Annotated in this window: 13 protein-coding genes; 9 read left to right on the forward strand and 4 right to left on the reverse strand. The window is 59.8% G+C overall.

Going from position 1 to position 24,910, the window contains the following annotated elements; genetic code table 11:
* Positions 1-89 precede the first annotated feature (89 nt).
* The 9 genes from ACIX8_RS01595 to ACIX8_RS01635 all read left to right on the forward strand — a co-directional run bounded on the left by ACIX8_RS01595 (position 90) and on the right by ACIX8_RS01635 (position 10,994).
* Entirely contained in the window at positions 90-1,232 is a 1,143-nt protein-coding gene (locus ACIX8_RS01595; protein WP_014263563.1) for a histidine kinase, read from the forward strand.
* Between the two features lie 479 nt (positions 1,233-1,711).
* Entirely contained in the window at positions 1,712-3,130 is a 1,419-nt protein-coding gene (locus ACIX8_RS01605; RefSeq protein WP_014263564.1) for a hypothetical protein, read from the forward strand.
* Positions 3,131-3,137: 7 nt separating this feature from the next.
* A complete protein-coding gene (locus ACIX8_RS01610; protein ID WP_014263565.1) occupies positions 3,138-4,229 on the forward strand; it encodes a glycosyltransferase family 4 protein in 1,092 nt (363 codons plus the stop codon).
* Between the two features lie 135 nt (positions 4,230-4,364).
* A complete protein-coding gene (locus ACIX8_RS01615; RefSeq protein ID WP_014263566.1) occupies positions 4,365-5,729 on the forward strand; it encodes an outer membrane beta-barrel protein in 1,365 nt (454 codons plus the stop codon).
* 231 nt (positions 5,730-5,960) lie between these two features.
* A complete protein-coding gene (gene kdpF, locus ACIX8_RS26460) occupies positions 5,961-6,047 on the forward strand; it encodes a K(+)-transporting ATPase subunit F (protein ID WP_083836598.1) in 87 nt (28 codons plus the stop codon).
* Positions 6,048-6,063: 16 nt separating this feature from the next.
* On the forward strand, positions 6,064-7,851 hold the full coding sequence (gene kdpA, locus ACIX8_RS01620) for a potassium-transporting ATPase subunit KdpA (RefSeq protein ID WP_014263568.1): 1,788 nt from the start codon (positions 6,064-6,066) through the stop codon (positions 7,849-7,851).
* 9 nt (positions 7,852-7,860) lie between these two features.
* Positions 7,861-9,900: a potassium-transporting ATPase subunit KdpB gene (gene kdpB, locus ACIX8_RS01625; protein ID WP_014263569.1), complete on the forward strand. Its 2,040-nt coding sequence runs from the start codon at positions 7,861-7,863 to the stop codon at positions 9,898-9,900.
* Between the two features lie 9 nt (positions 9,901-9,909).
* Positions 9,910-10,491: a potassium-transporting ATPase subunit KdpC gene (gene kdpC / locus ACIX8_RS01630; RefSeq protein WP_014263570.1), complete on the forward strand. Its 582-nt coding sequence runs from the start codon at positions 9,910-9,912 to the stop codon at positions 10,489-10,491.
* Positions 10,492-10,514: 23 nt separating this feature from the next.
* Entirely contained in the window at positions 10,515-10,994 is a 480-nt protein-coding gene (locus tag ACIX8_RS01635; protein WP_014263571.1) for an immunoglobulin domain-containing family protein, read from the forward strand.
* Between the two features lie 318 nt (positions 10,995-11,312).
* Here ACIX8_RS01635 and ACIX8_RS01640 read toward each other — a convergent pair whose 3' ends face one another.
* Genes ACIX8_RS01640 through ACIX8_RS01655 form a run of 4 tightly spaced genes read right to left on the reverse strand, consistent with a single transcriptional unit; the run spans position 11,313 to position 24,850 of the window.
* Entirely contained in the window at positions 11,313-13,055 is a 1,743-nt protein-coding gene (locus tag ACIX8_RS01640) for a hypothetical protein (protein WP_014263572.1), read from the reverse strand.
* Positions 13,052-20,476 carry a tetratricopeptide repeat protein gene (locus ACIX8_RS01645; RefSeq protein WP_014263573.1) on the reverse strand — a complete coding sequence of 2,475 codons (7,425 nt, stop codon included), beginning with the start codon at positions 20,474-20,476 and terminating at the stop codon, positions 13,052-13,054. Before ACIX8_RS01645 ends, ACIX8_RS01640 begins: the two co-directional genes overlap by 4 nt.
* The gene (locus ACIX8_RS01650) at positions 20,460-22,880 is read right to left on the reverse strand and encodes a VIT domain-containing protein (RefSeq protein WP_014263574.1); all 2,421 of its coding nucleotides are present in this window, start codon (positions 22,878-22,880) and stop codon (positions 20,460-20,462) included. Before ACIX8_RS01650 ends, ACIX8_RS01645 begins: the two co-directional genes overlap by 17 nt.
* A complete protein-coding gene (locus tag ACIX8_RS01655; protein ID WP_014263575.1) occupies positions 22,877-24,850 on the reverse strand; it encodes a ligand-binding sensor domain-containing protein in 1,974 nt (657 codons plus the stop codon). The genes ACIX8_RS01650 and ACIX8_RS01655 overlap by 4 nt, the downstream gene beginning before the upstream one ends.
* Between the last annotated feature and the right edge of the window lie 60 nt (positions 24,851-24,910).

Below are 24,910 nucleotides of genomic sequence, written 5' to 3' on the forward strand. Positions count from 1 at the left end.
GGGGTATTCCGACGGGGAGGTTCCATATGTCGTTTTTAAAGAAAGCGGCTCTCGTTAAGTCCGTTATGTAGAAACAGGAGAACTGCTCTATGGGTGCATGCGACACGCCAAGGAAACGACCCGAAGACTGGCTTGAGTCCGCGGAGAACGTAGAGAAGAAGCGTGGACGCTTCAAGGTCTTTCTCGGCTATGCGCCCGGAGTAGGCAAGACCTTCAGCATGCTGAGTGAGGGCATCCGCCGTCAGGGCCGTGGCGAAGACGTCGTGATTGGGATCGTGGAAACGCATGGCCGCATCGGGACGTCCGAGGTGGCCGCGAAGATCGAGACCGTTCCGCGCCGCGAGATCGACTACAAGGGGACACTCTTTTCGGAGATGGACGTGGATGCCATTCTGGCACGGCAGCCACAGGTAGCGCTGATTGACGAACTCGCGCACACGAATGTGGAGGGCAGCCGATTTCAGAAGCGCTATGAGGATGTCTTTGCACTGCTGGATGCCGGCATCGATGTGGTGACCACGGTGAACATCCAACACGTCGAGAGCATTACGCCACGGGTACAGTCGCTCACCGGCATCACGGTGCGCGAGACGGTGCCGGACTGGGTGCTCGATCGGGCGGACGAGATCGTCATCAGCGATTTGACCCCTGAGGCGTTGGCGACGCGCATGCGGCGTGGCGATATCTATCCGATGGAACGGGTAGAGCGGGCTCTCTCGAACTTCTTTCGCCGCGGCAATCTGATTGCCCTGCGCGAGATGGCCCTGCAGCGGGTGACACGCGCTGTCGATCGCACGCTCGATGACTATGTGAAGCGCAAGCAACTAGGAGGGCATTGGACGGTTGCCGAGAAAGTTGCCGTCTGTATCAGTGCCAGTCCTGCGGCGCGTGACCTGATCGCGCGCGGTGCGCGTCTTTCGCAGGGCATGGATGCCGAGTTCTATGTGCTGCATCTCGATACGGAACGTGATCGCGAGCCGGAGGCAGCACGCGCGCTCGACGATAACCTGCAGTTCGCGCGAAACCTGGGAGCAACCATCGTGCGCCTGAAGGGTTCGAGTGTGGCGAGTGCTACGGCAGAGTTCGCGCAGCAGAATCGCATTACACAGGTGTTGTTCGGACGCTCGGCGTTGACAGGGATTAAGAAGTACCTCTACTTTCTTGCGATCCAGCAATTCGCAGCGGCGGCCCCGCATACGGACTTGCATATCATTACGCAAAAGAGCCAGTGAGTTGCCGGCAGCTTTTGTTGTTGCTCGCTTTCGCCGTTGTTTGTTTTCGCTGTTGTTTGTTTTTCGTCGTCATCCTGAGCCGTAGGCGAAGGACCCCCGCATTTTGCACGATGCTCGAGGAATAGACACCAGCTAAGCTGGCGTACAGTCGCTGAGGCCTTTCGCGTGAACCTGAAATTTGGGTGGTGATCCTAAATGCGGGGGTCCTTCGCCAAACCACCCCAGCAAGCGCAAAGTACGCGCTCGCCGGGGACCCCGGTACGGCTCAGGATGACGACGAAAAACAGGCAACGGCTAAACAAACAACAGCAAAAAGCCCTTTTAAAACCCTTATGAAACCCTTATGCTCCGCGCTCTACGATTAAAAGCGTGATGATTCGTCGTGCCCAATTAGTGCCATTTAGCTGCCGATCTTTCTTGTACGGCTGCAGATCGGCGTTATCGCCGGACGACATCCCTTCGGATAATCCCAAAATATTATGAATGATCCAGAGACGTACTTTGTAGTTCCGACACATCGGCTACGCGATGTAAGTCAAACAGTGCATGAATACGACGAGCACTTTTGGAAGAACGGTCACTCTCCACAAATGATCGTCTTCGATGACTCCACTCCCACCAACGTGGAGAAGTACTTCAGCAGCCTGGAGCAACTGAAGACGAATTCCGACCTGTTCTACGTAGGTCCCCGCGAAAAAGAAGAGTTTATTGCTTATATCAACTCTCGTCTTCGCAATAAGCGGCTAGAGCCGCTGGTGAAAAACCTCTTCCGGCCCAGCTACGGCGGCAATCGAAACTACACCTTGATGTACTCTCTGGGCGGCCTGATGGTCAGCTCCGACGATGACATGCGACCCTATTCCCTCATGGAAGATAGTCCCGAGTCACTGGAGAACAACGAGATCAGTCGCGGGCGTCTGCATAAGGTCGGTAAGAACGGTTATGCAAGAAAGTCATTCGACATCATGTCGGCTTTCTCCGATGTACTCGGCAAGCCTGTCTCTGAGATTCCGGAAAACTATGAGCATGGCGATTTCCTGATCGACACCGCGATGGACCTGGAGACCAACGTCACCAAGGGACTGATCGAAGACAATGCCACCCTCCTGCAAAGAGGACGGGTCTCGGACGATGCGGTCGTCAAAATGGCGCAGACCTTCCGTTCCGGTACGAACGATATCGACGCTATCGATTTTGTCGACATGTTCCTGAACGATGAAGACCAGACCAGCCTGGACAGCCTGAACGATCTCTACGTCCTGGTGAACTTCCGTCCGGCGGTAACGAATAAGAACTGGCGCATGGACTGCGGCGTAGCCGGCTATGACAATACGTTTGGCCTGCCGCCGTTCTTCCCGACAAGACTGCGTTTTGAGGATTACATCTATCGGCTCTGGATCCAGCAGGAAGGTATCGTAGCGGCGCATGTCGATGCGGCGCAGCACCATACCAAGAGCAACTACATGCGGAATCCTCCGGCCTCCGAGGTGTTGAACGAAGAGATTGCCAACCTGCTCAAGAGAAAGATCAAGGACTCTCTCACCAGTGTGGATGAACTCGGCATCACCTTCGGCTACACGGGAGAGGTCACAGCACAGGATGCGGAGGAGATTCTGGAGAAGATCACCAGCCTTCATACCCGCGCGCTGCGTGCGGCAGAGACGGCAAAGAGCCAGGATCGCATCGATGCGCTGCGTCTCTTTGCGGCCAATCTCGAGAAGGCATTCTATGGCTTCGAGCCTGACTTCTTCCAGCACAACCTGCTGCGTATCGTCGACGACGCGATCGCCGTCATCAAGGCTTCCATCGAGCTTTGGCCGACGCTGGTAGAGATTTGTTACTTTCAGAAACTGCGTAATGGCCTTCCGATGATGCATCTCGGACGGGCGGCACGATAGGTCCCTTATGCGAATTGCACAGGTAGCACCACTTTTTGAAAGTGTTCCCCCGGGTCTCTATGGCGGTTCGGAGCGCGTGGTCTCGTGGCTTACAGAAGAGCTGGTTCAGCTCGGCCACGAGGTCACGCTGTTTGCCAGCGGCGACTCGCAGACCTCGGCGCATCTTGTGCCGGTATGCGAGAAGGCCCTGTGGCGTGACAAGGATTGCCGCGAGACCTTGCCGCACCACGTGCGCATGATGGAGCTTGTCTTTCGGGATCTATCCCGCTTCGACATGATTCACTTTCATAGCGACTACATTCACTTCCCGCTGGTCCGCCGCTACGGCTGTCCCTCGGTGACTACGCTGCATGGCTTTGTCCATGCGCACGATCTGCGCGAACTGCTCGAGGAATATCACGACGTTCCGTTGGTCGCTATCTCCAATAGCCAGCAGGAGCCTGTTCCCAATGCCAACTGGCTGGGAACGGTGTATCACGGTCTTCCCGAGACGCTGCATCCGTTTCAATCGCAGCCCGGAGAATACTTTGCGTTTCTCGGCAGGACCTCTCCCGATAAAGGACTGGAGCGCGCTGTCGAGATCGCCAGGCTCTCCGGAGTTCGATTGAAGATCGCAGCGAAGATCTATGACGAAGACCGTAATTACTTTGAACAGGTAATTCAGCCCCTGCTGCAGAAGAGTGCGTCCTTCGTGGAGTTTGTAGGCGAGATCGGCGGCGAGGCGAAGAACGAGTTTCTCGGGCGTGCCAAGGCGTTGCTCTTTCCGGTGAACTGGCCCGAGCCATTCGGCCTGGTCATGATCGAAGCCCTGGCCTGCGGTACTCCTGTCATTGCGTGGAGACGCGGTTCTGTGCCGGAGGTCATCCAGGACGGTGTGACGGGTTTCATCGTCGACAGCGTTGAGGAGGCAGTACGCTGCGTGCCCAGGCTCGCGAACATCCGCCGCGAAGGCTGTAGAGCGATGTTTGAAGCCCGCTTTCGAGCAAAGAGGATGGCGACCGACTATGTACGGATGTACGAGAAGGTTCTAGGCCGCAGGAAAGAAGGGCAAAGAGACTTAGAAGCACCAGAACTCGATCTCGTTTCCGTAATGGCTTGATTTGTGACGGGGTCCATCTTTATGGATTCCTTATTGATTCTTTATGTCTCGGGTGAGAGTGTATGGACACCCATGCATCCCCGGCTTTCTGGCTTCTTATGGCTCTTCGTGTGGTGCACCGTTCGCGGAGCTTGTATGTCAGCTCAGGAACAACCGGCTCCATTACCGGAGAGCCCTTCTTCAAAACAGGCCCAGGCTGCGCCCCAATCTTTCTGGGGACGGCTCGATCAGTTCTACATCGAAGACTGGCATGGAACGGCTCCTGAAAGTCCTGCGCCACCGCGGCGGGGACTGCCTTCACCGCTCTCGTCGCCGCCTTTCCCAAACTCGGATTGGTCCTATGGCGGTTCGCCGGTGATCGGCGAAGCGGATACGAACAGCTATCCGTTGATGACGGCCATCAACGGCGCGCAGAGCCGGACCAAGGTGTATGGATGGATTTCGCCCTCCGTCAATGCCAGTACCTCGGCGCATGGCAATGTGCCCGAGGTCGATGATGCCTATGCAAACAGGATCGAACTGAACCAGGCGGTGCTCTATGTCGAGCGCCTGCCCAACTCAGTGCAGCGAGAGCATGTGGATGTTGGCTATCACCTGACGGCCCTCTATGGGACGGACTACAGGTTCACCACCAACAAGGGCTATTTGAGCAGCCAGTGGATCGACCACAACCATCAATATGGCTTCGATCCGGTGCTTGAGTACCTCGACGTGTATGTGCCAAAGGTTGCGCTGGGAATGAACATCCGCGTAGGGCGCTACATCTCCGTCCCCGGCATCGAGGCCCAGCTTACGCCGAACAACTATATGTTCAGCCACTCCCTGCTGTATTCAGTCGATCCGTTTACGGACACGGGAGTCCTCGCCACGGTGCAGTTGACCAGCCAATGGCTGGTGCAGGCGGGCATCACCGGCGGCCACGATATTGCACTATGGGCGAAGGGCTCGCACCCTTCGGCAACCGTTTGCGCCAGCTACACCACGGCTTCGACCAACGACAACTTTTATCTCTGCGCCAACGGCATCAACGACGGCAAGTACGCCTTCAACAACCTGCAGCAGTACGACGGCACTTGGTACCACCGGTTCTCGAAGACCTGGCACACGGCAACGGAAGCCTATGTGATGTATCAGCGCGATGTACCGAGCGTCGGCGGATCGATTGTCCCCGAGCCCAACACGAATGGGGCGACCTGCAGGCCGGGCCTGCAAACCTGCTTCGCTCCGGAGTATGCGGTCGTGAACTATGTGAATAAGCAGTTGTCGGCACATGATTTCATCTCCTTTCGCAGCGACTTTCTCAACGATAAGAAAGGCCAGCGGACCGGTGTAAACACGAAGTACACAGAGAACACGTTGTTGCTGAGCCATTGGATCGGGTCGACGATTCAGATCCGCCCGGAGATTCGATTCGACCACGCGTGGGATCGCGACGCCTACGACCGTGGAACCCGGCAGAGCCAGTTCACGGTGGCCAGTGACCTGATATTCCATTTCTGACGTTCTCGTAAAGGGCATCTTTATGCTTTCCTTATCAGCCCGGGCAGAGACTTGCAGATGGTCATGGAGCGCAAGTTTTCATGATGGTCCGTGTGGTTTTGCCGGGCCTGAGGTTCAGGAGCAAACACTTATGTGGGACATCGGATGTATTGTAGCCAGCATCGCGTTTTTCGCCATTGCCGTGGCTTACACGGTCGGATGTGAACGCCTTGCCACGAAAGCAGGCAAGTAATGATCGAAACGATTTTGCTTGACCTGGTCATTCTCGGCCTTCTCATTTATCTCGTCTACGCGCTTCTACAGCCAGAAAAGTTTTAACAGGACACCTTAGAACATGACCGCCAACGGCTGGTTTCAGATACTCCTCTTCTTCGCCCTTGTACTCGTATGCGCAAAACCTGTCGGCGTGTACATGGCGCGCGTCTTCGAGCGGGAGAAGACCTTTCTCGACGTCGTTTTTCGCCCCCTTGAGCGTCTTGTTTACAAGCTGACCGGTATCGATGAGACGCGCGAGATGCGCTGGACCGAGTACTCGATTGCGATGCTTGTCTTCAGCCTTGTCACCTTGATCGCCACCTATGCGATCGAGCGCTTGCAGCATATTCTGCCGCTTAATCCGCAGCATCTTGCAGCCGTCCCGTCCGACCTGGCCTGGAATACCGCAGTCTCGTTCACAACCAACACCAACTGGCAGTCCTACGTCCCCGAGACGACGATGAGCTATCTCACCCAGATGCTCACGCTCGCGTACCACAACTTCTTCTCGGCGGCGGTGGGCATGGCGTTGGCGGTAGCGCTTCTCCGCGGCATCTCGCGCCGTGAGTCGAAGACGCTCGGTAACTTCTGGGTCGATACGACGCGCGCTTCTCTCTGGGTTCTGCTGCCTGCCTGCTTCGTCTATGCGCTTCTGCTGGTCTCGCAGGGTGTGGTGCAGAACTTCCGCCCGTACGATCAGGCGAAGCTTGTGCAACCGATGACGGTAACAACGACCGGCGCGGATGGCAAGGCCACGACGCAGACAGTTACGACGCAGAGCATCGCGCAAGGGCCGGTCGCTTCTCAGGAAGCCATCAAGATGCTGGGCACCAACGGCGGCGGCTTCTTCAATACCAACAGCGCTCATCCGTTTGAGAATCCGACACCGTTCTCCAACTTCCTGGAGATGTTTTCCATCTTCGTTATCCCCGCCGGCTTCACGGTCATGCTCGGCAAGATGACGAAGTCGCCGGCCCACGGTTGGGCGGTGTTCGCTGCCATGTCGGCCCTCTTCTTCGCGGGTGTCCTGGTTGCGTACTACGCAGAGGCCCAGCCGAATCCGCTGCTGCACTCTGCCGCAATGCACATCGACCAGCACACCACGGCGATGCAGCCCGGCGGCAATATGGAAGGCAAAGAGGTTCGCTTCGGTATTGCGAACTCCGCGCTCTTCGCCACCGTTACGACGGATGCAAGCTGCGGCGCGGTCAATGCGATGCACGACTCCTTTATGCCGCTCGGCGGCCTGGTTCCTCTCGTCAACATCATGCTGGGTGAGGTGATCTTCGGAGGCGTTGGTGCTGGAATGTACGGCATGCTGATCTTCGTGGTGCTGGCGGTATTTATCGCGGGCCTCATGGTCGGACGCACACCCGAGTATCTCGGCAAGAAGATCGAGTCCTATGACGTGAAGATGGCGATGCTCTACACGCTCATCTTCCCGCTTTCGATCCTCGGCTTCTCCGCTGTGACGCTGATGATGCCGAGCCTTGGTCTGAGCGCGCTGGCAAACGGCGGTCCTCACGGACTTTCGGAGATCCTGTATGCCTTCACCTCGGCGACCGGTAATAACGGGTCGGCCTTTGCGGGCCTGAGCGCGAACACGCACTGGTACAACCTCTCGCTGGGGTTTGCGATGTTGATCGGCCGCTTCCTGATGGCTATTCCAGTGCTGGCTATCGCCGGCAACCTGGCGCGCAAGAAGCTTGTTCCACCTTCTCCTGGAACCTTTCCGGTGCATACGCCGCTGTTCACGATCCTGCTGATCGGCACGATCCTGATCGTTGGCGCGTTGACCTTCTTCCCGGCGCTTTCGCTTGGCCCGGTTCTCGAGCACCTTCTCCTTCACGCTGGCAAGGCCTACTAAGGAAACACCATGGCAAATACCCGTAAGCGTTCACTCTGGGATACAAAGATCGTTGGCCGCGCCCTTCACGATGCCTTCGTCAAATTGAATCCCCGCACGATGATGAAAAATCCGGTGATGTTCGTCGTTGAGATCGGCAGTGTGATCACGACGATCTACACCGTCCGCGACCTCATCCAGGCGCACCACGCACTTCGCTTCGATCTGCAGATCACTCTCTGGCTGTGGTTCACCGTGCTCTTCGCCAACTTTGCCGAGGCGATGGCCGAAGGCCGCGGCAAGGCTCAGGCCGATGCACTGCGCAAAGCGAAGTCCGATACCATCGCGATCCGCCTGCGTGCCGATGGCACGACGGAAGAGGTCCCAAGCCTCAACCTCCGTTCGGGCGATGTCTGCCTCATCACAGCAGGCTCGATGATTCCCGGTGACGGCGAGATTATTGAGGGCGTCGCCTCCGTCGATGAGTCGGCGATTACGGGTGAGTCCGCGCCGGTTATTCGTGAGGCTGGCGGCGACCGCTCGGCTGTGACCGGTGGCACGCGCGTGTTGTCGGACGAGATCAAGGTCCGCATCACATCGAATCCTGGCGAGACGTTCCTCGATCGCATGATCGCGCTCGTAGAAGGCGCGGAGCGTCAGAAGACCCCCAACGAGATTGCGTTGAACATTCTTCTCGCAGGTCTCACGATCATCTTCCTGCTCGCAGTGGTTACGCTGCAGCCGATCGCGATTTACTCCACGGCACCGCAGTCCGTCTTCGTTCTGATCTCCCTGCTTATCTGCCTGATCCCGACGACCATCGGCGGCCTGCTTTCGGCCATCGGTATTGCAGGCATGGATCGCCTGGTGCAGTACAACGTTCTGGCGATGTCTGGCCGTGCGGTGGAAGCTGCAGGCGACGTCAACACACTGCTGCTCGACAAGACCGGAACCATCACGCTCGGCAACCGCCAGGCGGCTGCGTTTATCCCCGCTCCGGGCGTCAGCAAAGACCAGCTAGCCGATGCCGCGCAGTTCTCTTCGCTGCCGGACGAGACTCCCGAAGGCCGCAGCATCGTTGTGCTCGCCAAGGAACTCTACGGCCTGCGCGGTCGCGAACTCCACGACCTGCAGGCGGAGTTCGTTCCCTTCTCCGCCACGACTCGCATGTCGGGCGTGAACATGGAAGGCCGCATCATTCGCAAGGGCTCCACGGACGCCATCGCGCGCTTCCTGCAGGAACGCGGCGGCTCGCTGCCCGACCAGGTTCGCATCGATGTCGAAACCGTGGCACGCTCCGGCGGCACGCCGCTCGTAGTCGCGGAGAACCGCCAGGCCCTCGGTGTGATTCACTTGAAGGACATCGTCAAGGGCGGCATGAAGGAGCGCTTTGCGCAGCTTCGTGCGATGGGCATCAAGACCATCATGATCACCGGCGACAACCCGCTGACCGCGGCGGCCATCGCTCGCGAAGCTGGTGTCGACGACTTTCTTGCCGAGGCCAAGCCCAAGGACAAGATGGACCTCATCAAGCGCGAGCAGGCCGAGGGCAAGCTCGTCGCGATGACGGGCGACGGCACCAATGACGCTCCCGCGCTCGCACAGGCCGATGTAGGCGTCGCAATGAACACCGGTACGCAAGCTGCCAAGGAAGCCGGCAACATGGTGGACCTGGATTCCAATCCCACCAAGCTCATCGAGATCGTTGAGATCGGCAAGCAGCTCCTGATGACGCGCGGCGCGCTCACGACGTTCTCGATTGCCAACGACGTTGCGAAGTACTTCGCCATCATTCCGGCGATGTTTGCAGCAACGTTCCCGGTGCTCGGCGCGCTCAACATCATGCACCTGAAGACACCGGAGTCTGCGATTCTCTCCGCCGTGATCTTCAACGCGCTCATTATCGTTGGGTTGATTCCGCTGGCGCTGCGTGGCGTGAGCTACAAGGCTATGTCGGCTGAGGCGCTGCTGCGCCGCAACCTGCTCATCTACGGCGTCGGAGGTTTGATCGCGCCGTTCCTGGGTATCAAGATCATCGACTTAATCATTACCGCCATCCATCTGGCATAAGGGGCAGTTATGCGACGCAATGTTGTCACCGCTATCCTCTACACACTTGTTACGACGATTATCTTTGGCGTAGCGTATCCTCTCCTGGTCACCGGCGCCGCGCAGCTTCTGTTCAAGGACAAGGCAAACGGCCAGCTCATCTCAGAGAATGGAACCGTTGTAGGCTCCCATCTCCTGGGTCAGTCCTTCACCACCCCGGCATACTTTCATTCGCGTCCGTCACAGGCAGGAAATGGGTATGATGCGGCCAATTCGAGCGGTTCGAACTATGCGCCGACCAGCCAAAAACTTATCGATCGCGTAAAGACGGATGTCACTGCTGCGAATACAGATCATCCGGGCACCGAGGTTCCTGTCGATCTGGTTACGGCGTCCGGCTCGGGCCTTGATCCTGACATTACACCGGCGGCAGCAGAGTACCAGGTGGCTCGTGTGGCGAAGGAGCGGCATCTCTCGGAGAGTGCTGTGCACGATCTGGTAGCGAAGCACACACAGGCCCGCCAGTTCGGCGTGTTGGGCGAGCCCCGCGTCAATGTGCTGGAGCTCAACCTGGATCTCGATCACGCGGCGCCTCAGGGAACCATGAAGTAGTATTGATCGGCAGGTATCTTGTCGTGAGTTTTGATCTGTATCTCTTTCGATTCAAGGCTGGGGAAGGTGCGACAGCCGACAAGAAGGTCGTGCTGTCGTTACTGCAGCAGCATTGCAAGGATGGTTGCGATAAGTTCGCAACCTACTCCGCAACCCTCCCCGATAACTCGCATATCGAGGTTCGAGCGAAGGGCCTGGAGAGTGACGAGATTTTCAGCAGTTGCTTCTGCAGCCTGCGCAGCTTTTCTCCTGCGGTCATCCGCTTCGTTTATGACATCGCTAAAGCAGCGGATCTCGTCATTTTCAACGCGCAGGGGATGGCAGACGATGCTTCGAATCCCATGGTGATTCTGACAGAGGAGGCGCAGGCGCGGGAGCTGCCGAAGGATGTAGGTTCGCATCCCGCGCTCTGTTCATCGCCGGAGCACCTGGGGCAGTTGCTGGGCATAGGTATTGGGACGTGGGCTGGACACCGCGACCAGGTGGTTGAAGCACATCGTTAGTGCGAAAACGCGACAACGCATCTCGATCGCGCTTTATCTTCGCCACAGATCCGTCATCCTGAGCGAAGCGTCCCAGCATTTGGGGACGCGGAGCCGAAGGACCCCGAAGAGCTTTATCTCGCCATGTTGTTGGGACCTTTTTCAGCAAGAAAGCCTAGGCTCGAGCGCTTGAGGTAGAAACGGTGCAAAGAGCATAGGCAAGATTGCAACCCTCGGGGTCCTTCGACTCCGCACCTCGCAAAAAGCGCGAGGCGCTCCGCTCAGGATGACGCCTCTGTGGGGGATTGAACGAAAAGATGGCGCAACCTTGGTTTTGCTCTAGTGCCGCCATTGATAGACAACGGTCTGGTGTATCACGCCGTTGTTCAGGGGCGACTCCGTGAAGGTCTCGGCATCGAGATCCTGGAACGTGCTGCTCAGGCTGGCCATGTTCCTGGAGAAGAAGGGTGGGGTATCACCACCGCCTGACTGCGCCGAGCTGCCGGAGCCATCCAGCAGATGGGTCAGCCGCACAAAGCCCTCGCGCTCGGAGCGATGATCGAAGCCCGCGATGAGGGTCGCCTTCTTTGGCGCAGAAGCTGCATGATGCGAGGCTTCGAGGAGAAGCAGCAAGGTAGCTTCATCAGAGGCAACCACGCAGACATTGCCCTGAATCGCCAGCACGAGACCGTGTATTCCACTCAGGTCTACCCAGCTCACATTGTCATGGTGATGTTCCTGCCAGGCGAGCCCAGCCTTACCGATGGTAAGTCGCGGTGCCAGCGCGGCGCTGAGAGCCTGTTGCCATGCAGCCTGGTTCCATCCTGCCGAGGAGGTGAGGACCATCGCCGTATGAATGGGGGAGAAGACTGTCTCGCTGCCCAGGGTCTTTGGCTGGCCCGTCGAAGAAAAGACGAGCATCGCCTCAGGATGTGCGGCGGCGAGCAGGTCTTGCAATTGCGAAAGAGAAGCTGCACGAGGTTGCACGACGACCGATGTCTCGTCGATGCGTTCTTCAAAGTTCGACGTATCTCCAGCGATAGGGGTGGAGAGATCGGCTCCCGGCGCGATGTGTGTGTCGCGATAGGCGCTGGTATTGCGCGAGAGCAGCTTGTCTTCAAACTGATGAAGGATCGAAGCTGAGGTGGGCTGACCCTGTGCGCGGTAGACGCCGATATTCTGCGGAAGATATCCCAGCACGGGTGCGAGGTCTGCGCTGGTTGTTTCTTTATCGGGGTTTGTAGCGAGCAGTATGCGTTCTTCGCGAAAGCTTTCGGGCGTGAGGTAGAGATCGCTCAGCGCTGAGCTGTATTGCTTGAGTTCCGTGATGTTCTGCTGTATCCAATAGCTGCGGAAGTAGGGCGAGGGCACGATCTTCGTCATGTTCAGAGCCATGCGCAGATCGCCGGGTTGTTCCTTCACGGCTGCGACAGCTTCCGCATACCAGCGTTCGTGCTGCAATGTCGCGCCCACGGGTTGCTGCATCAACTGCAACGCGTTGGCAATCAGATCCTCCCGTGTGGCAAGCAGCAGATAATCGCCATGCACGGCGAAGGCTACGGTCTGCGCGGGATCGCCCTTGGTGCGGACGAAAAAGGAGGAGTCTCCTGCTTTGCGCTCCTCAAACTTGTCGCGCATTTGCAGCAGAGGGGTCTTGGCTGCTTCTCCATGGGGCATGCGCGTGATGTAGAGGAACTCCAGGTTGCCGATGTCATACCAGGCAAAGAGACTTTGGCCACCGGCGACCTGTTGCAGGAATTGCGCGTCAGGCGGAAACCCCGCAGTGGCAGCGAACTGGTCCTGCGCTTCACCCAGGCGGGAGAACAGGCGTGAGTGCGAAAAGCTCGTGTAATTGTCGCTCTTGAGCCAATGCTGCTCCTCTTGCGAGCTCGACCAGGATTTGAGCAGGGTCTTGAAGTCGGGAGACTCGATCGACAGAAGAGCACCCTGCGGGGCAAAGGAAGCCAGGGACAGATTGTCGGGGGGAGACGATTGAAGTGCGGTGTAGACCGCGGCTCCGCAGGCTCCCAGGACTCCGAGGAGCAACATGGCTGCGAGTGCAAAATAGAATCGCTTCATCATGGGTGCACCTTCGTTGCGCTGACCGTGAGTCGCGGCCTTACGAGCACAGCCTGTTGAGTGGAGGTCTGAATGACTGGCCGACGAGTGGCATTCTCTTGTTTTACGTTCAGGCGTTCTTGTAGCGAACTGATGCGGCTCTCAATCCTGGACTGCTGCACCTTGTCCTCGGTGAGTTGAGCGGCGGTCTGCAGATCTTCGATCGCCTGTTGCTCTTCGGAGAGATGCTCTTCCATCGTCGCCAGTGCGAGAAGGAAGTCGCGCTTGTCCTGCGGTTGGGTGAGAAGAGTCGCAGCCTGCGTTCCCACTGCGCTTGAATCTTCCGTTGTGGGCTCTTCGGAATTCACCTCTGTACTTTCATCCGACGGCGCTGTCCGTAGAGAAGGGTTCTCCGAGAGGAGCGGCGCAACGGCAGTGTTGGCCTTCTCGTATTGGTTCGCGGCAACTTCGGCGGTGAAGATATCGAGCCGCAACTGATCGAGCAGAGAAGTCGGTGCATCCATGATGGCTGCACGCAGCAGCGTGCCGCGCTGTGCCATGGGCAGGGCCGCGGCCGCGCTCATGTGTGCATAGAGAAAGTAGGGCTGGTCTGCCTGTGGTGTGCCTGGCGTTGCGTTCGCCAGTTGTGTCAGCTCCGCGCTGCTGAAGCTGCGTGTTCCGGGGATGGCACGAAGCGCCTCAGCGGCCTTGGCTCTGTCGTCGTAAGGAGAGTTGTCGCTTGTCGCCACTGCCTTCAGTGTTGCTTCGGCTGCCGCATCCTGCTTGCTCGCAAACTGTGCTTCGCCAAGCCGCCGTCGATAGTCGAAGTCCCAGGGATTGCCGTTTGCTAGCTTCGTCAGCAAAGGCAGTGCCTCAGCCACATGGCCTGTGCGCATCAACAAAGCGGCGGCGGTGTCGAGGTTTTCGTACAGGTCTCCCTGCAGCGTGAGCCTGTGTAGCAGATCGAGAGCGCCGGGCACATCGTTGGTTGCGAGCCGTGCCTCCGCCAGTGCGAGATAATCCGGCGCCGCAAGCTCTTGCAGTGCGGTCTTCTGCTGAAAGACATACTCGAGCAGCAGGCGGCTGTTGGCGCTGTCCTGTTTCAGGCGAAGCTGATTCGCCACACTGGAGAGCGTGGCCAGCGCAGGTGCATGCGATGGATCGTTCTGGTAGTCCGCAATCCATTGCGGGAGCCGCGACTGGCGTGCCGCCAGCAGCAGGGTGATCGTTTGCATCTCCTCGTTTTGTCGCTGGGCAGCAGGAATGCTGTCGAGCAGGCGCTGCGCCTCTGTGATCTGTCCTTGTTGCAGGAGCCACTTGAGGTACTTGAGTTGGATGGAGGTGAGCACGCTTTGTGTGCCGTCGTCCTCAGTGCCCTTCGACTTTGCGGCCGCGGCTTGCGCTTCGGCCTGAGCCAGTGCCAGCTCGTGGCGATAGATACCGCCGAACTGCGCGCGAGGGAACCAGGTCTCATCCGTCAGACTGGAAAGAATTGCGCGCTGGTCGGTCGTGTCCGCCGCCAGTGCCAGCACCCAATCGGTGGCTTCCGTGGCGCTCACTTTTTCCAATGCAACATAAGCCGCGTGCAATAGCTCGGTCGAGCGATAGCTTCCGTTCTTTCGGATGTAGGGCGCGAGGACACCGTCCATTCCTGGCTTTAGCTGTGGTCCGATCTGATACTCGCGCGCATCGTTTGCGATGCTGGTGAAGTTTGTCCAGAAGCTCTCCGGCACAGATTGTTCGTCCACCATGGCGCGCAGCTTCGCGAGCGCCTGCTTCCACTCGGCGAGGGCTTCGTCGTGATGGCTTTCCATCCACAGGATCTCCGCCATCGCCCGGTTGGGTTCAGGGTCTTCCGGGGCAAGCTCTTCCACATGGCGATACTCGGCGATGGCAGCATCGTACTTGTGCGCATCGACATAGGCTTGTGCGAGTGCGATGTAGCTAATGCTGCCCTGCGGCATGAATTCAAGTCCGGCGGGCAGATACTCTTCCGTGTCGGCGTCGGGCTTAGCCGCGAGTGTGCGCCACACGCCATAGCGCATGGCGTAGTAGAACCACGAATCGCCGGTGATCTGTTTGGTTGCACCCGGCTGCGACTTCAGGCGCTCGCCGATCGTTCCATCGGCGAGCACCGTCTGGAAAGCTGCGTCGGTGCGCGGTGTGGTATCGCCGAAGTACAGGCCCAGCAACGCGTTCATGGCTGTGGGCCATACCGGCGGATTGGCAGCAGTGCGCGCAGCAATCACCTGGTAGGCCAAAGCCTTGGAGCCATTTGTCACGATATAGCTTGCTGCGGCATCGGCATAGTTGCCCTTTGCGGCGGCCAATCGAACCAGTGCGGCAGGGTTGTGCAGCAACAGCACTTCGAATAGCCGTTGCTGCTGTTGCTGCCCCTGGTGACTGACGACCAGCTTGCGCAGGTCGCGTGCTTCCGCCTCGAAGTTTCCTGCATCACGCCAGGCGCCTGCGGCCATCTCGAGTACGGTCGGCTGTTCTTCGCTCCTAAAGGTTGCGGCATAGGCATCCAGCGTCTGCGCGCGCGTGAGGTTGTCCATGCGCTGCGCCTCCAGTGTGTCGAAGAGGTTAAGCTGTGCCAGGGCAAGATCTTTGTCTCCGCCGAGCAGCACATCGCGACGCCATACAGCCTCACGGTCCTTCAATCCGGCTGATTGAGCTGCAGGAATCCAGACCTCGACGACTTCTTTCAGTGGACGATTCGAACGCTCCGTGTCCAGTAGGCGAGCATAGGCCAGCTGCTCTTCCGGAGTGTAGTAGTCTCCTACCGTTGCACTCAACACCCGTACCGCGCGGCTGAAGGTGTTCTGCGCAAACTGCCTGCGTTGTTCTACCTGCTGCTTACGCCAGTCCGCGTTGGTTACGGAAGCGATGCCCTTTTCTTCCACCTGCTTGACGATGAGTGCCGGTGATGAGGGAGACGTCTCCGAGGCCGCAAGGGCACTCTTCAGCAGGGCCAGTGCTTCCCGAGCCTGTCGTTGACGACCGAGCAGACCTGCGTATTGCACAGCGCCGTCTGCGTTCTGGGAACTGGTGAGCAGGTCATCGCCGGCGAGTTTCACACCCTCGTCAGCGAACTTGCGCGCTTCGGTCAGCATATCCCAGCCAGCCAGTTGGGTGGCCACGCGGAAGTTATTGGCCGCAGATGGGGGATGGCCTTCGATCCATGCGGTCTGCAGCGCCTTCACGGCCAGATCGGCGCGTCCCTGGCGGGCGCGGGCGAGTGCGGCCTTCTCCATCCACTGCGGGTCTTTGTAGGTCAGCAGGTAGAGCCTGTCGTAGTCCGCACAGGCGGCCTCGTACGACTGTTGATGCTCTTCGATATCGACGCGCGCGATATAGAGGTCTGGCCGATCTTTGCGGATCGCAATCGCCTTGGAGTAGGCAGCTAGCGCACCGTCGTAGTCCTCGAAGAGCACGTCCACGCGGCCGAGGTCGATGGCAAAACGCGAGTCGCGCGGCGAGTCGGCGACCGCCTTGTTGAGGAAGGCGACGAGCTGCGGTTCGCGGCTGTGCAGCCGCGCATAGGAGGCCGCGTTCTGCAGGATGTTCGTGTCCTCGGGGAAGGCACTGATTAGTGCGATGTGCTGGTCGAGAGCGCCGCTATAGTCTTTGAGGTCGGTCAGGGCCAGGATCATGCCCTGGCGCACGAGCGCGATCTTGTCGCGCTTATCCAGTGCACTCAATTGCGCATTCAGCGGAGCGCTCTTGAGGGAGGCAAGGGTGGCCGCGTAGAAGTCGCGCAGCCCTGTTGCATCGTGCGCGAGTGCGTAGCTGTCTGCCGTCAGCGCCAGATACTGCGCGTTGTAGGGATTGTTGGCGAGCAATGGCTTCAGTAAAGTCCGCGCGCCTACGAAGTCGCCGCTCTGGTTCGACTTGGCGATAGCCTCCAGCGTGAAGTTGTGCGCCAGTGTGGGATTAGCCTCGTGCGAGGCCTGGACCAGGGTGGCCACGGCGCGCGGCTGCTGCTTGTTGTTCCAGTAGAAGTCGGTCGTCGCGCGAACCACTCCCAGGATCTTCGCGTTGTCCTTGTAGACGGCCTCGATGAGGCGCTGTGCATCCGCGATATCGTTCTGGTCCTCATAGGCGCGCACCAGCTGATACTGCAGCTCGATGCGCTGCACGGGATCAACAGCCAGCGCGATCTCGCGTTGCAGGGCCGCCTGGTAGGCCTGCGGAAGATGGCTGTTCTGGCTAAGCTCCACGAGCTGCGCCGCATCGTCCACGTTGGCCGCTCTCTGAATAGCGGCCTGTACGAGTGCGTCGATGCTGGAGGTCTGTTGCCGGGTTTGCAGGATATCGATGCGCAGCTTCAACGCTTCGAGCGTGGGATGTTGTGTGGCGCTGCGCTCTGTCTCCTGGTCGACGAGATCTGCTGTCTCGGGGCGCGTGGCCAGCGTCAGCAGCCGCCCGCGTGCGCTGAAGCCCGACTCGTCCGCTGACGATTGATCGGTGTTCTGTGCTGTTGCCGAGCGCACGTATTCCGCAATCGCTCGCGAAAAGTCGCGCTTGTTCTCGCAGATCGCGCCGGCTTCGTAGCCATAGAGCGCTGGATTGTTGAACTGTTTGCGTGCGGCCTCGATCTGCGCGATGGCCTCGTCGAACTGGAAGTAATCCCAGAAGACGGTCGCGGATTGCAGGTACCCGTCGGAAATGCCGGGATGCACGGTACTCATCCGCTTCCAGTAGGGCGCGGCCTGCGCGAGCTGATGGTCTACGGGGAGATTCAGGCTGGCCGAGGTGCTGTCGGCGTAGATATCGCCGATGGTTGCAAGCCTGTCGAGGTTTGTGGGATCTGCCTCCGAGAGATGCTTCTCGATGGCGACAGCACGCTCAATCTGCGCGGGATCATAGTAAGCCAGCGAACGGAAGATGCTGGCCGCATCTTCGCCGACCGAGGCGTCGGCAGGATACGCCTGGGCCAGCTCCTCTAACAGCGGAGCACTCTGCTCGAAGTGCGACTGCCAAAGCTGTAACTGCGCCAGCTCGTGTGTTGCTGCGGGATTTTGCTGCTGCGCCGCAGCCGCAGGCACAAGCGCTTGCAGTGCGGTCATCTCCGCATTGAGCTTGTTCGTTCGGCTGAGGTAGTCGAAGAACTCCGCCTGCAGTTCGGGCGACTCCTGCCAATGTTCGCGGATGAGCTGTTCCCATGCGGCAGAATCGGCGGTGTCTTTTGAGGTGTATGCGGTCAGTAGATTGCGAGTGAAGGTCAGATCGTGAGGGAAGCGCTTGTGCGCATACAGGTTGAGTTGCAGATAGGCCTGGGGCCAGTTACTCGTGACGTTGCCGAAGTATTGTTCAAGCTCCGTGCCTTGAAAGATATCGACGACCTTGCGCGTAAGCGTGTCGAAGTCCTGCTGGCGTTTCTGGCGCAGGTAGAAGCGCGCGAGCTTGTCATAGAAGGTCGTGTCGTTGAAACGCGCCAGCGCCTGCTGATAGACCGCTTCCTGCTCTGCTGCGAGGTTGTTCTGTTGCAGAAAGTCCGCGAGCTTTGCGTAGAGCAGAGGATCGTTCGGATTGCGGTCAAGCTCGTGTCGCAGGACAGCAAGGGCTGTGGGTAGTTGGTTGGCCGTTGTGAGCCGTCCGAGATAGCGGTCAAGAATCTGCCGATAGGCTTCTGCCGTGGCGGTAGTCGCAGGCGCAGCTACAGGCATAGCGAGCGATGGCTTCAGTACAGCGCTCGCCTGGGCGGTAGCTGCGGGGACTGGCGCGCTGTCTGTCGTGTCACTGTCGGGCGCTGGAGCTTCGGGCGCAGGTACTGCCACTGCTCCTGCTGCCGTTAGCGGCATGCCTTGAAGGCTGCCTGCAAGCTCGGTGAGCAGATTGTCGTACAGCGCGAACTCCGACTTCGTGTCGTTCTGCCGGGCATCGGCGTCGGCTACTTCTAACGCAACTTCGAGCCGTTCGCTGGCGTGGGGAAAGTCCGCGAGAAACTGTTGTCCTGCTTTTTGGATTGCAGCGTCTTCGCCGTAGCTGGTGTAAGCGCGAATCAGGGCAGCGTGCAGTGCTGGCCTGGCGGTCGATGCAGGAAAGCGCTGGTCGAGTATGGCCAGCAACTCAGCTGCTTTCGCGCGATGAAAGTAGGGCGTAGCCTTTACCTCTTCGTCGTGAAACTCCGCGGAAGGGTTGGCGGAGTTGAACCACAGAGAGAGCACGCCATTGAGATAGCCGGGGCCCTGGTCGACGGTTGCGAGATCGCGATAGATCGAAAGGTTGCCTGAGCCCAGATCGATGGGACGTTCCGGTGCGGTCAGCAGAATGCGGATGATGCCGCTAAGGCCGACCTCTTCAGGCGCCTGTGTTGTTGTGGTCAGATGTCCCTGCGTGCCCGCGAGTGCGAAGTAGTAGCGCGCCGCCTCTTCATACTGCGTCGCGTTGTCGAGCAGTGTGGCGAAGGTGAAGAGTTCGTCGGCGGACCAGGCTGCATGGCGGCTGTCTTTGCTGGCACCGTACTCGGCCAGTGCGTTTGCCGCCGCATCGCTGCGGCCCTGCTGCTGGTAGTAGTGGAAGAGGCGCGTGGCTGCGCTGTAGTCATCGGGGTTCGAGAGCAGCCGGGCACGCGTGTCGGCGAGCATGGTGTGTTGCGTGTGGGTCGCCGCGAGCAACTGGAAGTAGCTCTGCACCAGCTCCGTGGGCCAGAGGGGTTGGTAAGCCTTATCGAAGAGAGCGAGTGCCCTGGTGGTTGCGGTGGTATCGCCTTGTTGCAGCGCTACCAGTGCCGAAGCCTTGATCGGAAAGATCTGGTCCTGAGGGAAGGCTGTCCGGTACTCCGCGACGGCCTGCTGGGCCTCGTCATAGCGCCGCCTCTTCATCAGCGAGTTGACGAAGGCCGCTCGTACGGCGGGTTCAGCGGGATAGCGGGCCATCCACGTCTTGTAGATGCCCGTGGTGGCATCGTCGCCAAGCGCCTGCTCCTGTGCGACGGTGAGGGCTCGCGCAAAGGCCTGCCATGCCTGCTGTTTGTCGGCCGCGATGAACTTTTCTCCAGCGGCAGCGGGAGAAGTGGCGGCCTGCTCCAGTGCCACAATCTCCTGCGGGCCTTGGACGCGGCGATGGTAGAAGTCAGCGAGCTCGAACTCCGCTGCCTGCTTCCCGGTTGCGTGCGCGACGAAGGCCTTCCAATCCTGCTCGGCGGCGCTGAAGTCGAGCGCCTGTTCCTCGGTGTGGGCGCGCAAAGCATAAAGCTGCGCGGCGTCCGATTTGCCTTTGAGCAGGCCGTTCAACCCATTGTGTGCCTCAGCCGGCGGCCGGGGATAGAGCGTTCGCACCCCAGGCAGCTCCATTGCACGATAGAGTGCAGCTTCAATGTCCGAACCGGAGACAACGCTTTGCAGCCACGGAGCCAGTTCCGCGCGCGCGTAGAAGCTTGCGGCGACGAGGCCCAGCACGGCCGTTGTGCAGACTGCGCGATTACGGGACCACTTCAATCTGCACCTCCTGCGAGCCGACGTTGTGGGCGATGTCCTCGGCCGTTACCGAAAGCGTGTAGGAGCCGGGGGCGAGCGTATCCGGGATGCGCATCTCTCCGGTGCTGGCGGCCGCTGCGCTGTTCCAGCGGAGATCGACCGGCATCGCGCCTTGCAGCCGTGCTGTCAGCGTTCGTGTTGTGGCGGTAGCCCCAGCCTTGATGAGCATCGCGTCGCCGCGATGAAAGCGCGTGTGGTCCAGCTTCACGCGCACGGCAGGAGGTGTCGAGGCGATGACGAAGGTCTTCTGCTCGGCGTAGGTGTTGCCCTTCAGGTCACGCAGGATGAGCCGCACCGTGTAAGTGCCGTCCTGCATGTCGGTCGGCGCGAGAAAGCGTGTCTCCCACAGACGGTCGCTGTCAGAGCCTTTCTGCTGGTCTTCCGAGGCGATGTGCCTCAGCGGCTGCGTCAGCCCGAAGGGAAACAGCGCGATGACCGAGGTGATCGCCGGATCGGTGTGAACGCGAAGCACCGGGTCGCCGGGCCGGATGACGCGCGGACGCAGCAACGACCGAGGCACTGCAAGAAACGAGGTATACGGTGTGACGAACTTGTAGCGTCGCGAGAGCTCGATGATCTCGTCGATGGCCGCGCGCGTCTCTCCGTCGCGCGCAATCTGGTCGAGCAGCGCATTCACGCGTGCCTGGGCCCAAAGCCTCGGAAGCTGCGGGTGCTCGAGTGATTCGGCGGGCAGATCGATCTTCGCTGTGGCATTCAAGGGCTTGTCGCCACGGTCTGCATGCGCTGTAAAGGTGACCTGCTTCGCGGGGACCGTATAGTCGCCGACCCATGCTGCGATGGAGCCCGCATAGACCGAGTCATCGAGAGGATAGACGGTATGAATTGCACTCGACGGCGAGATGTCGAGGTGCAGGCCGCCGACCGGGTGCGAGGTGCTATGCGCGAGGAAGGTGTTGAGCTTGGCTTCGACAGGTTCGGTCGCGAGCACGTTCTCCAGCACGCCGTCATTCTGTGCCAGCAGCTTCAGCAGGGGCAGGTTGGCGTCATCGCCTACGGCAAAGATGTTCGTGCGCGGATGCGTCGGAGATTGCTTCCACTGCTGCGCATAGGCTGTGGCAATCTTGCCCGTGATGACGGTAGTCCCGCGATCCGAGTTGCCGTCCGTCAACAGGAACAGGCTGGAGTTCGGCAGCTTCGCCTGAGCCAGTCCTGCAGTCAACGCTTTGCCCAGGTCCGTGCCGCCGCGCAGTTTGCTGGCACGCACGAAGTCCAGGGCCTGCTGCACGGCCTCGGGGGTTGCTGCCAGGGGCTCGGGCTTGAATAAGGTAACGTCCTGGTTGAAGAGCAGCAGCGAGAAGTGATCGGCGGGCTTCAAACTCAACAGCACGGCCTGCAGCGCTGCGAAGCTGCGTTCCAGGTTGTCCCACTGCATCGAAAGGGAGGTGTCGAGCAGGAGAACGACGTCGCGTGGAGCCGTCTGGGTGGGAGCCGCCGCAACCGGCGGAGCGATCAGTGTCTGCGCCAGGAAGAATCCCGGCTCCGGTTGGCGCGGTTTGGGCGAGGTCTCATCCGGCGACGGTAGTCCCGGATTGGGATTGCGGAAGGCGATCACGGAGAGGCTATCGGAAGAACGCGCGTCGAGCTGCCACGCTGCGTGGAAGTCCTCCCCGAGAGAGACGTTGGAGCCCTCCCATGTGCCGACGACCGTATGGGCATCCTGCTGGCTGAACTGCAGTGGAAAGGCCTTGCTCTCCAGCGCGAAGTGGTCGAACGCCTGGGTGGAGTGCAGTTCAAACCGCAGCTTGAGATGCGCCGCCGTCTGCACCTGGTACTGTGCCGGTTTCAGCGGAAGCACGAAGCCTTGCCTGTAACGATCGACCGGCAGCACCTGGTGGTATTCCAGCTCCAGCCGCTTCGTGCCGAACGCGGGGATCGGCACGATCTTCGCGGTAAAGGTCGAGTCTTCCTTCGGGTCGTTGCCATCGCGCTCGCCCGCCTCCAGCAGCCCCGGATCGATAGCCTGCGCGCGGGCCTGCTGATAGACCTCTTCGGCACGCTTGCGTTCCAGGACCACTGCGGGAATGCGAACCGGGCCATCCCACGTCGCGAAGTCCGACACCGTGCTGCCGGTAGGCAGTGCAAAGACGTAGGTCCCTTCTTCAATCTCCTTCGAGTGGTTGGCGAAGATCTGAGTCACGGAGACACGGGCGTCGCCGTCGTCGATGACGACGTTGACGGTCATCTCCTCCAGCGAGAGCACCGCCGGGTCCGGCTTATCTTTGTCCCTCGGGAGCAGCACCCCGGACTGGCTGAAGGCAGGCACCGCAAACAACAGAGCCATCAGGAAAGCCGCTGTGCCGCGCTGCTTCGGTCGAGAGGTCAAGCTCGGGAGGTAATCCTTCATGGCAGCCTCGCTTCAGCGATCCGTACGATTCCGTTGTCCGTTCCAATGTAAAGCTCGCCGTCGCTTTCTGCGAACGCCGTCACATTTTTTGATGGAAGCCCAGCGGTAATCTGCGACCAGCGACGCGAGGCACGGTTGTAGATCAGCAGGCCGTCGTCGAGGCTGCCCGCGAAGACGTGCTGCGCTGTTGCGAGCATTGCGTTGGGATTGATCACGGCAGAGGTCGTTGCGCCGTCCATGGCTGTGATGTGTCCGGCAGCGTCCATCTGGACAATGCCTCCGCCGTAGGTGCCGACGAACCACGTGTCGGCTGCGCCTGCCTCCGGCACTCGCAGGATCGCAGTAATCCAGTTGCGCTTCAGCCCGGAGTTCTTCAGGGTCACATTCTGGCGCACGGCTTCGTCGTCGAGGATCGAGATGCCTCCCAGCGTCCCGGCCAGCAGGTGTCCATTGGTTCGGTCCGCGGCCAGCGTGTAGACGTGGTTGTTGACCAGCCCCTGGAAGGCATAGAGGCTCTGCGCTCCGGACGGAGTAAAGAACGTGATCCCGGCCGGGGTGGCGACCGTCATGCCCTCATGGGTGAAGGCGATATCGGTTACCTGGTCGGCGATCAGGCCGTCGCGGCGTAACAGTACCTGCCGTTCTGTTGGTGTGGTCTTGGCGGGGTCGAAGAGCACCAGGCCGTTCGCGGTGGCGACATCCATCGTCTGCCGCAGAGGATCGGTGACGATGCGGTTCACGCAGAAGACGTGGTCGTCCTCAATATGTTCGGCGTGACCGTTCTGCAGGTTCAGGACATCGACCCCGCGGTCGAAGTAGCCGATCCAGAGGCGGCCATCCGGCGCGAAGTTCAGCGAGGTAACGTTGCGATCGGCGAGCGACTGCGGCGGCGCGGAGATAATCGTCTGCCAGTCTCCATTGATGCCGCCGCGTCCGTGGCGCAGCACCTTGCCGTCGCCGACCGCAAACAAGGCTCCGTCCGCCGTGAAGAGGCGCGCGTGATTCAGGCCCTCGTCTGCCGATGGCTGATGCAGAGGCTGGCGCGGCCTCAAGTCGATCTCATGCAGGCCCTGGTCGATGGTCGCAACCATCAGGATGTTTTCATCGAGCGCCAGTGAGTACGCGAACAAGCCCTGTGCGAGCACCCTGGCGGGACGGCCATTCGTGAACTCGGCGACCCCCAGCGGTGTGCCGACGAAGACTCCTGCCGCGCCGACGACGATATCTTCCACCTCCGGGTCGGGTAGGCCTGCACTCTGGTTGAAGGTATCCAGTTGACCGGCATGCCAGTGCCATACGCCCCTGGTGCGCGTCCCCACCCAGAAGTCGCTTTCGTCTCCGGCGAGTGCGGTAATGGGGAGTCCTGCGAACTCGGGCTTGAACAGCCGTAACGTCTTGCCGTTGTAGAGGAGCAAGCCCGCCCTGCGCGTGCCGATCAACAGATCGCCCGAGGCGAGAGACAAGACCGCGGTGATGTCTCGCGCTGTGGGGTCTGAAGCTCGAAGTTGCTGTATAGGCTTCGTCGTATCGTCGGGGAGCAGGAGCAGGCCTTCCCCATGCGTGGCCGCGAACAGATACTTTACGGTTCCGCCGCCGTGCAGCCTGCCTGTGGCGAGGGCGGTGATCGCCGCGGAGGGAAGATCCCGGCCGGCCTGAAGCAGCTCTGGTGGTGCATCCGGCTTGTAGTAGTCGGCCAGCCCTCCCGGTCCAGCCAGGTAAAGCTTGCCGCGGAAGGACGCGCCAGCGACGGCGTTGTTGGGAGAGGGCAGAGGTTCGAAGCCGCCTTGGGGGCTTTGTGTACCCGAGGAAGAGCTATCCAGAGCCAGCAGATCGAAGGCCAGGTTGCCCTCTGTGTCCACTCGCTGGCGGGTGCTCCGCAGGGTTGAGTTGATTCTGAAGAGAGCAAAGCCCGCGCCGCCGATCACAAGGATGAGAAGAGCGGCAGAGATACCGATTGTGGCCTTGCGCATGGACTTCGAGGGGCTCCCGGAATTCAAACTAGCATGATTCGTAGTGAATACCGTTGAAAA

The organism is Granulicella mallensis MP5ACTX8 (assembly GCF_000178955.2).
Classification (GTDB): Bacteria; Acidobacteriota; Terriglobia; order Terriglobales; family Acidobacteriaceae; genus Granulicella; species Granulicella mallensis.

Bases quoted from the DNA above. Each gene is read 5' to 3' on its own strand.
- ACIX8_RS01655 (WP_014263575.1), bottom strand. From the start codon at position 24,850: ATGCGCAAGGCCACAATCGGTATCTCTGCCGCTCTTCTCATCCTTGTG.
- ACIX8_RS01650 (WP_014263574.1), bottom strand. From the start codon at position 22,880: ATGAAGGATTACCTCCCGAGCTTGACCTCTCGACCGAAGCAGCGCGGC.
- ACIX8_RS01605 (WP_014263564.1), top strand. From the start codon at position 1,712: ATGAATGATCCAGAGACGTACTTTGTAGTTCCGACACATCGGCTACGC.
- kdpB (WP_014263569.1), top strand. From the start codon at position 7,861: ATGGCAAATACCCGTAAGCGTTCACTCTGGGATACAAAGATCGTTGGC.
- kdpA (WP_014263568.1), top strand. From the start codon at position 6,064: ATGACCGCCAACGGCTGGTTTCAGATACTCCTCTTCTTCGCCCTTGTA.
- kdpC (WP_014263570.1), top strand. From the start codon at position 9,910: ATGCGACGCAATGTTGTCACCGCTATCCTCTACACACTTGTTACGACG.
- ACIX8_RS01610 (WP_014263565.1), top strand. From the start codon at position 3,138: ATGCGAATTGCACAGGTAGCACCACTTTTTGAAAGTGTTCCCCCGGGT.
- ACIX8_RS01615 (WP_014263566.1), top strand. From the start codon at position 4,365: ATGTCAGCTCAGGAACAACCGGCTCCATTACCGGAGAGCCCTTCTTCA.
- kdpF (WP_083836598.1), top strand. From the start codon at position 5,961: ATGATCGAAACGATTTTGCTTGACCTGGTCATTCTCGGCCTTCTCATT.
- ACIX8_RS01595 (WP_014263563.1), top strand. From the start codon at position 90: ATGGGTGCATGCGACACGCCAAGGAAACGACCCGAAGACTGGCTTGAG.
- ACIX8_RS01640 (WP_014263572.1), bottom strand. From the start codon at position 13,055: ATGATGAAGCGATTCTATTTTGCACTCGCAGCCATGTTGCTCCTCGGA.